Raw genomic sequence first — 12,992 nt, forward strand, 5'->3', positions numbered from 1 at the left:
ATGGCCGGCCGTCTCGACCTGCAAATCCCTTCAGCTTTTACCCACCCAGCATAGCGAAGCGCCCAAAATCGTTCCTGAGTTCATGGCGATAGTTGGTGCGTTTGGGGAGTGGAAAACAGATGAAGTAAATTTGTAGCTGAGGCTAAACGAAAGTGGCCTGGCTCTTCTGAGCGGTAAGTCGCCAAAGCCCCAGGCGATACTCGGTGGCGTCCGCGCCGTCGGCTCCGTTGATGGCTATGAGGCGCTGACCGTCGAGGGCGAAGCGGTCGTTGGCATCGAAGTTGACGCCGCCTTTGACGCCATCCTGCGCGACGGTGCGCCCGACGCGGCTGATGGTGCTGAGGCCGCTGAGCGAGAAGCCGACGCCGAGCGGGCCATTGCCGCCCTGGCTGGAGTAGTTGATGGAGAGCTTCGGCTGCATCCCGGCGGTGCCGGGGGCGACGACAATCGGGATGCTGATCTGCGCCGCGCCGGTGTCCGAAACGCCTGTCTCGACCGGTGTGTAGCCGGAGTCCGTGCCCGGATGATCCGGCACAGCGGCGCTGCTGCCCGCCGTGAAACTCCAGGTGGCGGATTGGCCGCCGATGGTGAGGGTGTAGTTCCGTGGCAGCCCGGCGATGCCCGGCGCGGTGGCCTGCATCCAGAGCACGTCCCCCGCCTTCACCGTGGCGCTGGAGCCAGTCTGCACGGTGCCATTGACGAACAAGGTGACTCCCGCCGGGATGCTGGCGCTGAGCGTGCCCGCGAATCCCGCCAGCGTGATGCTGCTGGACCGCGCCGTGGAGCCTGTGGCGACCGTTTGCCCCGGCGTGAAGGTGAAAGGCTCGATGGGCGTGGTGCTGGCACTGGCGAAACGACGCACGACATGCAGCCGCATGAAGGCCCGCGAGCGCTGCGCCATCGACAGGCGGTCGATGTAGCGCATCTGCCGCAGCCCGCGCAGCGTGCTCCCGGTGGCCTGCTCCCACACGGCGGGATTTTCCGGCTGCGGCTGGCTGAAATCCACCGAACTGGCCTGCGGCGACCAAAAAGCGAGGTCCTGGCTCGTCTGCGCAAGCACCCGCAGGTCAGGATCATCCGTGCGCAGATGCGCGGTGATCTGCGGATAGCGATACTCAGGCGCTCCCGAGTCCGGCAGGAAGAACTGCCAGCAATCGCTGGCCGGATTATGCCGCGTGGGATCGGTGTCACAGGCATACTCAATGAGATTCGCGATGCCATCGCGGTCCGGGTCCGCCTCCTCACCCCAGGTGACACTGCGCTGAACCACACTGCCCGTGGTGGCCGTGCCCCATTTGGAAGTGGCCCAGGCCAGATACATGTCCGGCGCGGCCAAAGCCGGGCTGGCAAACGCGAGGGCGAGAAAGAAGCGGCACACCTTCATTTTCCGATATTGGGGAAATGAGCAAATAGCGCAAGTGACAGATGTAGCGAACCTCCTGGTCTGTCGGAAATAGTCCGACAGGCGATCAGTTCACATACACGAACTCATTCAAGCTCATCACCACCTGGCAGTAATCCGCCAGCGAGGCACCGCTTTTCAGGAAATCTAGCCCGGTGGCCATCTCGGCAGGTTTAGGCTCGCGATGAAAACAAAGCCGATACGTCATCGCGATCTGCTTCGCGGCATCACCGGCACCGGAGACGCGTTTCGCGAGTCCTTCAGCCCATTGGCGGGCCTGCGGGCTGTTCATCAAAATGAGCGCCTGTGGTGCCACGGTCGTCGTGGGGCGTGCGCCTTGGCTCACGAGCGGCTCCGGCTGGTCAAAGGCCACCATGCTGCCGATGAGCTGGCTGCGCTTGATGTTGAAGTAGATGCTGCGTCGCTTGCTGTTCTCATCGCGCGTGCCGGGCCCGTGCATCGTCGGGTCGAGCACGCCGCTCACAGCCAGCATCGAATCGCGGATCGCCTCGCCTTCGAGGCGATAGGGCACGAAGCGCATGAAAAGGCCGTTCGCCGGATCAGCGGCCTCTTTATTCGCATCGCGGGCACTGCTCTGCTGCCACGCGCGGCTGCTGAGGATGAGTTTGTGCATCGGCTTTAGCTTCCAGCCATTCTCGATGAGCTTCGCCGCCAGCCAGTCGAGCAACTCCGGCTGCGTGCACGGTGTGCCGGTTTTGCCGAAGTCATTCGGCGTGGGCACCAAACCGGTGCCGAAATGATGCTGCCACAGCCGGTTTACGATCACGCGAGCCAGGAGAGCGCCAGCGCCATGATCGACGTCGGTGATCCAGTTCGAGAGCGTACGGCGTTTGCCGCTCGATTTCGCGCCCGCAGGCGGCTGCCACTGCCAGCGTTGTGCATCCTGCGGCCGTGACATCACCTGCAGAAAGCCCTGCACGGCCTCGCGGTCCTTCATGTCCGTGTTTCCGCGCTTCAAAACGAAGGTCTGGTCGAAAAAGGGTCCGCCCTGCGTGTGCATCACGATGGGATCGTAGCCTTCGGCGCAGATCATCATGCGCGTCGCGTCCTTCACTTCCGGCGTGTTCTTCTTTTTGTCCATCGTCGTGACGGCGGAGGTCACTTTGCCGTCGGGATGCACGTCCACGTTCATGCGGGTCGTCTTCGTGAAGGTGCTCAGCATCGCGTAGTAATCCGCGGTGGGGATGGGGTCGTATTTGTTGTCGTGGCAGCGGGCGCAGCCCACCGTCAGGCCGAGGAAAGCATTGCCCGTCGTGCTGAGCATGTCGTCCATCGCATCGTAGCGCGTGCGCTCCACCTCGTTCGCGGTGATCTGGGATGGGAAAACGCCCGCGCCGAGGAAGCCGGTGGCCGCCAGTGCCAGCGGGTTCTGCGGCTCGTATTCGTCGCCAGCGAGCTGCCATTTCACGAACTGGTCGTAGGGCATGTCCGAGTTCAGGGCCTTGATCACGAAATCACGGTAATGATACGCATAGGGCCGGTCATAGTCCTGCTCGAAGCCCGTGCTCTCCGCGTAGCGGGCCACATCCAGCCAGTGACGGGCCCAACGTTCGCCGTAACGCGGTGATTCGAGCAGCTGGTCGATCAAGTCAGAGAAGTCCGACGTGTCCGACACACCCGCTGGCGGCAGGCCGGTCAAATCGAGGGACAGGCGGCGCACCAGCACGGCTTTTTCGGCCTGCGGTGCGAAGCTCAGGCCTTTCGCATTCTTCAAGAGCAGCTCGTCGATGCTTTTCGCCTTCACTTTCCGCAGAGGCTGAAACGACCACCACTTGCGGTCCTCCTCAGTCACCACGCTGAGATCTTTCTTGGGCTTCTTGCCGGTGACGAGCGGCGCGGAGTAAGGCGCGCCGTCGTCAATCCACGCCGCGATCTTTGCAATGGCCTCGTCGGGCAGCTTCGGGCTGCTGTCCGGCATGTTGGGCTCCTTCTGGTGGCGGATCATGGCCACCAGGCGGCTGCCCTTCGCATCGAACGGCACGACTGCGGTGCCGTGCGAGCCGCCGCGCAGCAGGTCCTCCCGTGTCGTCAGGTCGAAGTCACTCTTCAACTTTTCACCGCCATGGCATTTGAGGCAGTTTTGCTTCAAAAGGGACGCCACCTCGTTGTCGAACAGCTTGAGGCCGCGATCCATGCGCTTGGCGTGGTCAGGCGGAAGATTCGCGGCGAAGGTGGCACCGGCGGTGAGGATGAAAAAGAGCGCTCTCATCGCGAAAACCAACGCTGGACGAGCATGCCCTATTCTGCCGTAGTTGTGTCCGATCATGGCCACCCGGCGGAAATACCTCAACTACACCACCCCGTGGGGCGTGGACCTCGCGCGTGTCGCCACGGCGGGTTGGACACCGTTCCTCATTCACGAAAGCGGCTACCAGCCTGCCTTGGAGGATTGGAACCATCAGGGCGTCGATTCGCCATTCTGGCGCTTCTACCACAATCCCAAGCCGGGCTGCCACCTCGTCTTCCAAGGTCGCAAAATCCCGCTGGAGCCAAAAAACGCCGTCTTGATCCCTGCGGACACCGTTTTCGACTGCGTCGGTCCGGTGCGTGCCTGCCACTACTGGCTGCACTTCACCACCAATCGCCCTGGTGTGTCCTTTCCTGCCGAGCCGATGCTTTTTCCCGTCGATGACACCATGCGCATGCTGCTGGGGCAATTGATCGACACGCATCAGACTCACACCGACGGCCACGGACTGCTCCATCTGGCGTCTGCTCTGCTGCATGTCGTTTTCGCCAAGCTCGAAGCACCACCGCAGACGCTGCCGGAGCGTCTTTCCCAAGTTCTGGCGCTCATCGCCCGCTCGCCGCACACGAAACTCACGAACCACTTCCTCGCCGAACGCGCCGGCATGAGCGTCGAACGCTTCATCCGCAGCTTTCGCGAGCACACGGGCCAGACGCCTGCCGCCTACGTACTCGCGGCGCGGATTCGGCTGGCGGGCGAGGCCCTGGCGCTCACGGACAAAACCATTGATCAGATTGCCTCCGAGGCCGGTTTTCCCAACCGTCACTACCTGAGCCGGATGTTTGCGCGGCAGGTTGGCTGCGGACCGGCGGAGTATCGGGCGCGGCAGCGGGAGAGGAAGGGCAGGTGAGGTGGCGCCATGCCGGAAGCGGATAGGCGCAGGTGTGAAACGGTTGCTGTTCTTTCCGCGCCCGCTTTTATCGTGCGGGATGGCAACCATCGCAGTTCTCGGCACGCTCGACACCAAAGGTCACGAACACGCCTACGTGGCGGAAATCATCCGCGCACGCGGGCACCAGACGCTGCTCATCGACACCGGCAGCGGCGAAGCACCGCAGGTGACGCCGGACGTGACGCGTGAACAGGTCGCCGCTGCGGGAGCTGTCGATCTCGCCGGCATCATGGTGCGGAAGGATCGTGGCGAGGCGGTGACGGCGATGGCGGGCGCGGCCGCGACGTTTTTGTCGGCCCTGGTCGAAAGCGGCAAGGTGCAGGGCGTGATCTCGCTCGGCGGCGGCGGCGGCACGGCGATCGGCACGGCGGCGATGCGAGCGCTGCCGGTCGGTTTCCCGAAAGTGATGGTCTCCACACTGGCCGCTGGCAATGTGGCGCCATATGTCGGCACGAAGGACATCGTGATGTTCCCGAGCATCGTCGATGTCAGCGGCATCAACCGCATCTCCCGCGTTCTGCTGGCTCGCGCCGCTGGTGCGATCTGCGGCATGGTCGAGACAACGGTGCCCGCAGGTGCTGACAAGCCGCTCATCGCCGCCTCCATGTTCGGCAACACGACCGATTGTGTGAACACGGCGAAGAAAGTCCTCGAAGACGCCGGTTACGAGGTGCTCGTTTTCCATGCCACCGGCACCGGCGGCAGGATCATGGAGTCGTTGATCGAAAGCGGCATGTTTGCGGGCGTTCTCGATGTGACGACGACGGAATGGGCTGATGAACTCGTCGGCGGCATTCTCGGTGCAGGGCCCACACGGCTCGATGCGGCGGCGAAGGCGGGCATTCCTGCGATCATCACGCCTGGATGCCTCGACATGGTGAATTTTGGCGAGCGTGGCAGCGTTCCGGCGAAGTTTGAAGGTCGCACCTTCTACATTCACAACCCGCAGGTCACGCTCATGCGCACCAACGCTGCCGAGTGCGCCGAACTCGGCCGCATCCTGGCGGAGAAAGCCAATGCGTATCGTGGTCCAGTCACCGTGCTGCTGCCCCGCAAGGCCATCAGCATCATCAGCGCCGCTGGGAAGCCGTTTCACGATGCCGCGGCAGACGCGGCATTGTTCGACGCGATCAAGCAGCACCTGCGCCCCGGCATCCCGCTCGTTGAAATCGACTGCGAGATCAACGCGCCGGAGTTCGCCGAGGCGTGTGCGAAGGCATTGCTTCAGAGCTTGCCAGTTCGCTAAGCGCCGCCAACTTTGCAGCCTTATGAACTACCCGATCACGTTTCGCTTCAAGCTCATCGCCCTGGCTCCGCAGATCTATGTGACCGACGCTTCGGGCAGGACGCTGTGTTATGTGAAGCAGAAGCTGTTTCGCTTCCGTGAGAAGGTGGAGGTCTATACGGACGACACGATGCAGACACTGCTGGCGACGATCGAGGCGGACCGGGTGATCGACTGGTCGGCACGCTACACCTTCAAAGCTCCCAATGGCCAGGTGCTCGGTGCAGTGGGCCGCCGGGGGCTGAAGTCGCTGTGGAAGGCGCATTACGATGTGTTCGCGCCTGGTGCGCAGACGCCCACGTTTTCGATCCAGGAGCAAAGTGCGCTGGTGAATCTGCTCGACGGCCTGGTGAGCGGCATTCCGATCGTGGGGATGTTCTCCGGCTACATGCTGCATCCCAGTTACAACGCCACGCGGCTCGCGGACGGTTCCGGTGTGATGCAACTGACGAAGCAGGCCGCGTTCTTTGAAGGCATGTTCAAGCTGGAACCACTCGGCCAGGCCAGCCCCGGCGAGGAACTGGCCCTGCTGCTGTCCTTCCTGATGATGAATCTGCTGGAGCGGGCGAGGGGGTAAAGCGAGGCTGTCAGGGGGCCATGATGAAGATTGAGCTTTCTTCCCGCCATATGCATCACCCTGTGCTCAAGCTTTCGCTCGAAGAGATCAGACAGGAGTCTTTCGAATGGATCGATTTCTTGCAGAGCACCTCTGTTGATCATCCAGATTTGAATTGGGTGTCGCCACAGCTTGCGCTGGCGCGTGAATTTCAGACGCTGGCAACGGAGCATTCGCTCGATGCTGTTCGCATTCACGATTTCATTCTCCGACTCAAACACCACATTGTCAGTCATCGCATCAAGGGCGTGGACAGCATGATCTGGACTGCGGAAGCACTTGAGCGATTGGCACTGCGAAAGCCTGACGCTTAAGTCACTTCGGCAGTCCCTCCATCGCCACCGCAGGCAGTTCGACGGTCTTCTGACGGCTGGAGGTGCCGCGGAGCAAGGTGACCTGGCCTTTGGGGCAGTCGAGGGCTTCGGCGAGGAAGCGGATGAGCTCGGTGTTCGCTTTGCCATCGACCGGCGGGGCGCTGAGCTTCACGAGCAGCACGGGGCGGCCTTTTTCATCGGCGGTCCAGCCAGCGAACTCGGATTTCCTCGCGTTCGGAGTCACACGGACGGCGAGTTGGGCACGATCGTTCGATGCTGCCATGATCAGACGAGCTTCAATTGCTTCCGCAGGAGCCATTCGACGGTGAGCAGCAGGATCGCCGCGCCGAACCACCACCAGCTTGACCACAGGATCGTCTCCTTGGTGATGACCTGCTTGCGATCCATGCTCTGGAGAAGGTTTGGCAGGTCGGTGGCGGCCTGTTCCTCGCGCAGGAAGCGCCCGCCGCTGTTCTGGGCCATCGTTTCGAGCAGCATGCGGTTCATGGTGAGCGTGGCCCACTCGGGATTCCCGGAGTCGGAGACGTGCAGGGAGAGGCGTGAATCGCTGCGCGGTGCGCTGGGGCTTTCGGCAACCGCGATCTCGTAGGTGCCGGCCTTCAGAGGCGGTGTGAGGGCGCGATAGACGCCGATGTGAGTCGGATCGGCCTCCAGTTGCAGCGTGGCGACCTCATTACCCTCGTGCAGCAGGTAGGCGCGGGGCTGGGCATCGCTGATGATGTCGCCGCGGTCGTTGCGAACGCGCACGCGGATCTCGGAGGCCTCGCCAGGGGCGTAACGCAGGCGATCGGTGCCGAGGGACACCTTCTTCTGATCGATCTGGAACGGCGGGGCCGCAATCCACGCCGCGAGCTGCATCCACAGCCGCTGGTGATACAAGTCGGCGACTTGGAAGCGCCAGCGCCAGAGTTCGTCCGTGCCGAGATAGAGCACGGCACCGGCGCCGACCTGACGAAAGACGAGCGCGGGCTCCTGGGCCTTGGCAAGCGTGATGGCGGCGGGCAGCGGCTCCACGTTCGAGTGCCAGTTCACCTTTTGCAGCGTGGGCCAGAGCGTGGCGTTGGCGCTGGGACTGTCGCTGAGGCGCAGGGCGTCGAAGCGCTGGCCGTCGGCGGTCAGCTCGATGCTGGAGGGCTGGGGCTTGTTGTTGTTTGAGGCAAAACGCACGGGGATCAACGATGCGGTCCTGCCAGTGCTCCATTCACGCAGCTTGCCGCGCTGGCCGTCGATCATGATCAAGCCGCCGCCGCGTTTTTCGACAAACTCGACGAGCCAGTCGAGGTGCTCGCTTTTGAAGCGGGCCAGCGACGCATCGCCGAGGATGACGAGGTCGTAGCTGAGCAGGTCGTCGCGTGTCCTGGGAAAGTCGCGCTGCAGGCTGCCCTTGGCGGCATTGTCGTTCATGTCATCGAAGATGAGCGTGGCCTGCCAGCGATCATCGCGGTCGAAGTGATTGTGGATGTAGCGGGTTTCCCAGCGCGGACGGCCGTCGAGGATGAGCACCTTGCGCTTTTTCTCCAGCAGGTGGATCGCGAGTTCGCGCGCATTGTTGGAGCGGGTCTTTTCCAGCGCGGCACGATCACCGCTGGCGGAGATGTGGATGTTCACGCTGCGCAGCGTCTTGTCCCGTTGTCCCGGCGCAGGCGGCGGCAGTTGGGCCACGGGGAAGATGAAATTGAAGGTCTTTTCTCCTTTGCCATCGGTGGTGAAGTCCTTTTGCCACAAGGTTTTGCCCTGGCTTTCGATCCGGACGACAGCGGGAATGCCAGCGGGCATGCTGTCGTTCACCGTGAGGCGACCTTGGAAATTTTCCTTGGAGAACACGGACTCGGGGGCGCTGACATCCAGCAGCGACAAATCGGCCGGCGGGATTTCCGTGCCGAAGCCGATGGGAAAGACGGAAGTGCCGCTGGCCTTGAGCGCGGTGCTGAATTCTTCCGGGGAGCCGGTGGTGTTGTGCTGGCCGTCAGTCAGCACCACGAGCGCCGTGCCGGCGGTGACGGGGCCGAGCGCGGAACGGAGCGTCTGGTCGAGGTTGGTGATTGGCGTGCTGGCGGGCAGTTCAAACGCCGTGGGCATGTCTCCCGAGGTGTCCTTGCCGCCCTGGCGATGCCACCAGAGACGCTGCGTGTTGTTTCCTCGAAGGGCAACGAGTTCGACATCCTGCGTCTCGGCGAGCTTTTTCACCAGAGGCGTCGTTCCTTTGAGCAGCAGGTCCTCAGCACGCTGGAAACGCGATTTCGCACCTGGATTGGCGTCTGAGGCCGTCTGATCGCCGTTGTCGTCGGTCAACTGCATGCTGGCCGAGCTGTCCACGGCGATGATGACACGGCCGAGCTGACGCAGGGTGGTGACATGCCGCAGAACCGGACCCGCGAGCGCGATGACGAGCAAAAAGACCGCCAGGGCACGGAGTACAGCCGGAACTTTGGCAAATCGGCCGCCGATGAACTTCAGCTCCCGTTGATACAGGAACCACATCAGCGCGGAAAGCCCGAACGCGAGCAGGATCACCGGCAGCGGGGCATAGCCGCCGGTGAAGCGCAGGGAGGTCTCGGTGGTGGGATTCATGATCAGGCGATGATCGAAAGCTGTTGGCGGTCGATTTCGACCAGGGTGTTCGTCTGCAAGGCGGTGGCGATGGCGGGAAGGTGCGTCTCGAACATCTGGCGAGTGTCCCTGTGGATCGCATCATGTCCCGCAGCCGCGAAGACGCGGCGCAGAGCGGGCGGGAGATGCGCATCGATCAGGAACTTCATGCCGCGACAAGCTGCCAACTGCGAAGTTTGAGGGACAGGTTTGCGAATTCGATGCAGGCCCTGAGATCGTCCCGTTCCAAGTCATTGAACTCGGCCAGCACATCATCAAAGCTGTCGCCGGCCGAGAGATATTCGAGGATCGACTCCACCGGATAGCGCATGCCGCGGATGACGGGTTTCCCGTGGCAGACTTCGGGATCAATCGTGATCCGGGAAAGCAGCGGACTGGCGGCAGTTGCGGTGGTGGACATGGGAGTAGATACGGGCTCAAAGGAGGCTTTCAACGCGTTCGTCAGCCGCGGGCAATGCGCTGCTGGAGCAGAACTTCGAAGAACAGCAGGCCGAGGAGGGCGATGAGCAGCGGCTGCCAGAGCTCGCTGCCGTGACGGCGGGTGCGGTCGAGGGCCTGATAGGCCTGGAGTGTGTCGGCAAAACCGGCTTCGTGCCGGGTGGCGATCTTTTGCACGTCGGCGGCCGGGAGAGGGGTCAGGTTGGACTCCGTGCCATCGACATTGAAGGCGAGGAGCATCGGTTGGTCCGATCCGGCGCGGGTGAGCTGGAATATGCCTGGCTGCGCGACGGGCGGGCTTTGCACAACGACGTTTTCGCCGTCCTTGGCGGCGCTCAAAGTCTGCACCTGTCCGGTGGGATCACGGAGCGTGAATTCGGCGCCGAGATCCGCCGCTTTGACAGTCATGCGCAGCGGAGATCCGACCAGCTGCCAGGCCGGGGCGCTGCCCTCTGTGGCAAGGTAGGTGGTCAGGCGCTGCATCAGCGGCACGAAGAAGGGCTGCAAGGGCAGGTTTCCCCACACCGCATTGGCCGTGGTGGCGGCTGCGATGACGCGTCCGCGGCCGTATTTCTTCTCGATGATGAGCGGCACATTGCGGTCGAGGCTGAAGATGCGCTGCACCTGGTCGCCCTGAGGGACGAGTTCGATCCAGTGGCGGAATTCGGCATCCTGAAGACGGCCGCCGCGGGCGTCGTTGAAGTAAAGCGCGGCCGGATGGGTGAAGCGCTGCAGCAAAATGCGGGCAGGAGCCGCATCGGACTCGGACCGGGCGTAGCCTTTGATCGACGCAGGGTAGGGGCCTTCGCCCTTGCGATAGAACTCGCGATTGTACCAGTCGAGGTCGCAATCCGGCCCGGCGAAGACGAGCAGTCCGCCGCCTTCTTTGACAAACTTGTCGATGTCGCTCTGCACGCGGCCCTGGAGGCGCTGGACATCGGCCATGAAGATGACTTCCTGCCCACGCAGATCATCATCGCGCAGCTTGCGCAGATCGACTTTTTTGGTGCGGATGAGATCCTTGAGACTGGCCGCGGCGGCGGTGTGTGGTGTGAGAGCGATTTCGAGGAAGTCGGTGGCACCTTCCAAGGGCGCAGAGCCGGGATTGCCATCGATCAGCAGCACGTTGAGCTGATTCCGCACCTGAACGACGCTGTGGAAGGCGTTGTCATCACCGAAGCTGTCGCCTTCAAGGCGCACCGAAAGCGAATGGTCGCCGACCTTGTCGAAAGCATTGGTGAAACTCAGCACGGCCTCGCCTTCGGGAGCCAGGGAGACGCGGGCGGTGCGCAGGCGTGCGCCATCGGCCTCCAGATGCACGGGAATGTCCTGCCAGGGGCGTTTGCCGTGGTTTTTGATGCGAACGCGCAGGCCGATGGGCTGCGTTTCGGCGGCGACAAGGGCGGAAAGATCGGCGCTGGCGATGCTGAGGTTCTCGGCAAGATCGCTGCCGACGCGGAGGAAGGTGATCTGCGGCCTGGGCTCTTGTTTTGACAGGGCCTCGAGCGCTGGGATGGCGGCGCCTTCGGCCACGGTCTTCCAATCGGCTTCCTGGAAGTCCGAAACCACGAGAACCTCGCGGGCGGCGTTGGGGGCATCCTTCAAGGCCGAAGTGACGGCCTGAAAGGCGTCGTTGGCCGCCAAAGGGCCGGACATGGACGGCAGATCGCCGAGTTTTTGCGGCACGAGCTCAAGCGCGGTGGTGGCTTGATCGAGCAATTTGCGAGGCGTCCCGCCGGCGAGCACGACTTGGGCGCTGGAACCTTTCGGCAGGTCATTGACGATGGTTTGAAGATCCTGGCGTGATTGCTCGATGACCGTTCCGCCTGGAAGCGTGGTCTGGGCTGCCGGCGCACGCATGGAGAAGGAGTCATCCAGCATCACGACCAGCGAGGAACTGCCCATGCCGAGCGAACGCAACGCTGTGAGCACCGGTCGCGCGAGGCAGAGTGCCAGAACGATGGGGATGCTGATGCGCGTGATGAGCAGCAGGAGCTGCTCGATCTTCATCTTACGCTTTCGCTGGCGGATGACCTCGTGGAGCAGATGCATCGCGCCCCAGCGCACGGTGACCACTTTCCGCTTGTTCAGCAGGTGGATCAGCAGCGGGATGAGGAACGTGAGCCCGCCCGCGAGGAGAGCGATGTTGAGGAAGGTCATTGGGGCGGGCGGGAATGACGAATGTCGAATTCAGAATGACGAATGAGTGACGAAGCCATGATGCCGACCGCCATGAAGGCGCTGTCATTCGGCATGGGGGCTAGATTTGGCATTCGGAATTCTGGTTTCGTCATTGTGTCGGTTCAGCGCATGCGGAGCGCGAGATAGTTCCGCAGGGCCATCGAGTGCGATTCGTCCGTCGGCAGGCTCAGGTAGTCGATCTGGTGCTTGCGGAAGCCTTCCTTGAGGTCATTGGCAAACTGCTGCTGCACCTCGTGGTAGCGCTGGCGGATGGTGGCGGGATCGAGGAGGAGGAAATCTTCATCGTTTTCGAGGTTTTCGAAACGAGCCCAGTTACCGAAGGAGAAATCGATTTCGTCGCGGTCCCAGAGCTGGAGGGCGATGACCTCGTGGCCTTTTTTTCGCAGGATGCCCACGGCTTTCAAAATGGCGGCCGGATCGTCGAAGAAGTCGCTGATGAGGATCACAAGTCCCCGGCGTTTCAGACGCTGCGCGAGTGATTCGATGACTGGTGCCAGGCTGGTGTCCTTGCCGGGCTCCGTTTTAACCATCGTTTCGAGCAGCAGGTGCAGGTGCGAGATCTTCGTGCGGCAAGGAACGACGTCCCTGACCTTGGAATCGAAGGTGATGAGGCCCACGGCGTCCTGCTGGCTCATGAGCAGGTAGGCGAGCGATGCGGCGAGCTTGCGTGCGTAGTCGAACTTCAGGACGCCTTTCTGACCGCGATAGTTCATGCTGCCGCTGGCATCGAGCACGATGGTGGCACGCAGGTTCGTTTCCTCGTCGTATTCGCGGATGTAGAAGCGGTCGCTGCGGCCGAAGACCTTCCAGTCGAGGCGGCGGATCTCATCCCCCTGCACATACGGCCGGTGCTGGCGGAACTCGACGCTGAATCCCTTGTGCGGTGAAGCGTGGTGACCGGTGGTGAAGCCCTCGACCACCGTGCGCGCGAAGAGCTGCAGAT

12 protein-coding genes are annotated in these 12,992 nt (G+C 62.6%); 4 read left to right on the top strand and 8 right to left on the bottom strand.

Annotated elements, in window-relative coordinates:
- Positions 1-142 precede the first annotated feature (142 nt).
- Positions 143-1,384, bottom strand: a complete 1,242-nt coding sequence (locus IAE77_RS21075) for a SpvB/TcaC N-terminal domain-containing protein (protein WP_294231062.1) — start codon at positions 1,382-1,384, stop codon at positions 143-145.
- Positions 1,385-1,469: 85 nt separating this feature from the next.
- Entirely contained in the window at positions 1,470-3,632 is a 2,163-nt protein-coding gene (locus IAE77_RS21080; protein ID WP_294231064.1) for a PSD1 and planctomycete cytochrome C domain-containing protein, read from the bottom strand.
- A 55-nt stretch (positions 3,633-3,687) separates the two neighbouring features.
- On the opposite strand from IAE77_RS21080, the gene IAE77_RS21085 reads away from it, so the two are divergent.
- From IAE77_RS21085 to IAE77_RS21100, 4 genes are all read left to right on the top strand, one after another.
- Positions 3,688-4,521 (top strand): AraC family transcriptional regulator, encoded by an 834-nt coding sequence (locus IAE77_RS21085; protein WP_294231066.1) that lies wholly within the window; start codon positions 3,688-3,690, stop codon positions 4,519-4,521.
- Positions 4,522-4,600: 79 nt separating this feature from the next.
- The gene (locus IAE77_RS21090; protein WP_294231068.1) at positions 4,601-5,809 is read left to right on the top strand and encodes a Tm-1-like ATP-binding domain-containing protein; all 1,209 of its coding nucleotides are present in this window, start codon (positions 4,601-4,603) and stop codon (positions 5,807-5,809) included.
- A gap of 22 nt (positions 5,810-5,831) precedes the next feature.
- On the top strand, positions 5,832-6,425 hold the full coding sequence (locus IAE77_RS21095) for a hypothetical protein (protein WP_294231069.1): 594 nt from the start codon (positions 5,832-5,834) through the stop codon (positions 6,423-6,425).
- A gap of 20 nt (positions 6,426-6,445) precedes the next feature.
- The gene (locus IAE77_RS21100; RefSeq protein WP_294231071.1) at positions 6,446-6,778 is read left to right on the top strand and encodes a hypothetical protein; all 333 of its coding nucleotides are present in this window, start codon (positions 6,446-6,448) and stop codon (positions 6,776-6,778) included.
- 1 nt (position 6,779) lies between these two features.
- On the opposite strand, the gene IAE77_RS21105 is transcribed toward IAE77_RS21100, so the two are convergent.
- The 6 genes from IAE77_RS21105 to IAE77_RS21130 form a co-directional block, all read right to left on the bottom strand.
- Entirely contained in the window at positions 6,780-7,061 is a 282-nt protein-coding gene (locus tag IAE77_RS21105; RefSeq protein ID WP_294231073.1) for a DUF167 domain-containing protein, read from the bottom strand.
- Positions 7,062-7,063: 2 nt separating this feature from the next.
- Complete coding sequence (locus tag IAE77_RS21110) at positions 7,064-9,370, bottom strand: hypothetical protein (protein WP_294231075.1); 2,307 nt, start codon at positions 9,368-9,370, stop codon at positions 7,064-7,066.
- 2 nt (positions 9,371-9,372) lie between these two features.
- Complete coding sequence (locus IAE77_RS21115; protein WP_294231077.1) at positions 9,373-9,558, bottom strand: hypothetical protein; 186 nt, start codon at positions 9,556-9,558, stop codon at positions 9,373-9,375.
- On the bottom strand, positions 9,555-9,809 hold the full coding sequence (locus IAE77_RS21120) for a DUF433 domain-containing protein (protein WP_294231079.1): 255 nt from the start codon (positions 9,807-9,809) through the stop codon (positions 9,555-9,557). Before IAE77_RS21120 ends, IAE77_RS21115 begins: the two co-directional genes overlap by 4 nt.
- A 41-nt stretch (positions 9,810-9,850) precedes the next feature.
- Complete coding sequence (locus IAE77_RS21125) at positions 9,851-12,007, bottom strand: BatA domain-containing protein (protein WP_294231081.1); 2,157 nt, start codon at positions 12,005-12,007, stop codon at positions 9,851-9,853.
- Between the two features lie 143 nt (positions 12,008-12,150).
- Positions 12,151-12,992: DUF58 domain-containing protein (locus IAE77_RS21130; protein ID WP_345781000.1), on the bottom strand; the 842-nt coding region annotated here is incomplete at its 5' end.

The sequence above is a fragment of the Prosthecobacter sp. genome (genome assembly GCF_014879935.1).
GTDB lineage: Bacteria > Verrucomicrobiota > Verrucomicrobiia > Verrucomicrobiales > Verrucomicrobiaceae > Prosthecobacter.

Coding starts and splice junctions, on each gene's coding strand:
- IAE77_RS21075 (WP_294231062.1), bottom strand. CDS start 1,384: ATGAAGGTGTGCCGCTTCTTTCTCGCCCTCGCGTTTGCCAGCCCGGCT.
- IAE77_RS21080 (WP_294231064.1), bottom strand. CDS start 3,632: ATGAGAGCGCTCTTTTTCATCCTCACCGCCGGTGCCACCTTCGCCGCG.
- IAE77_RS21085 (WP_294231066.1), top strand. CDS start 3,688: ATGGCCACCCGGCGGAAATACCTCAACTACACCACCCCGTGGGGCGTG.
- IAE77_RS21090 (WP_294231068.1), top strand. CDS start 4,601: ATGGCAACCATCGCAGTTCTCGGCACGCTCGACACCAAAGGTCACGAA.
- IAE77_RS21095 (WP_294231069.1), top strand. CDS start 5,832: ATGAACTACCCGATCACGTTTCGCTTCAAGCTCATCGCCCTGGCTCCG.
- IAE77_RS21100 (WP_294231071.1), top strand. CDS start 6,446: ATGATGAAGATTGAGCTTTCTTCCCGCCATATGCATCACCCTGTGCTC.
- IAE77_RS21105 (WP_294231073.1), bottom strand. CDS start 7,061: ATGGCAGCATCGAACGATCGTGCCCAACTCGCCGTCCGTGTGACTCCG.
- IAE77_RS21110 (WP_294231075.1), bottom strand. CDS start 9,370: ATGAATCCCACCACCGAGACCTCCCTGCGCTTCACCGGCGGCTATGCC.
- IAE77_RS21115 (WP_294231077.1), bottom strand. CDS start 9,558: ATGAAGTTCCTGATCGATGCGCATCTCCCGCCCGCTCTGCGCCGCGTC.
- IAE77_RS21120 (WP_294231079.1), bottom strand. CDS start 9,809: ATGTCCACCACCGCAACTGCCGCCAGTCCGCTGCTTTCCCGGATCACG.
- IAE77_RS21125 (WP_294231081.1), bottom strand. CDS start 12,007: ATGACCTTCCTCAACATCGCTCTCCTCGCGGGCGGGCTCACGTTCCTC.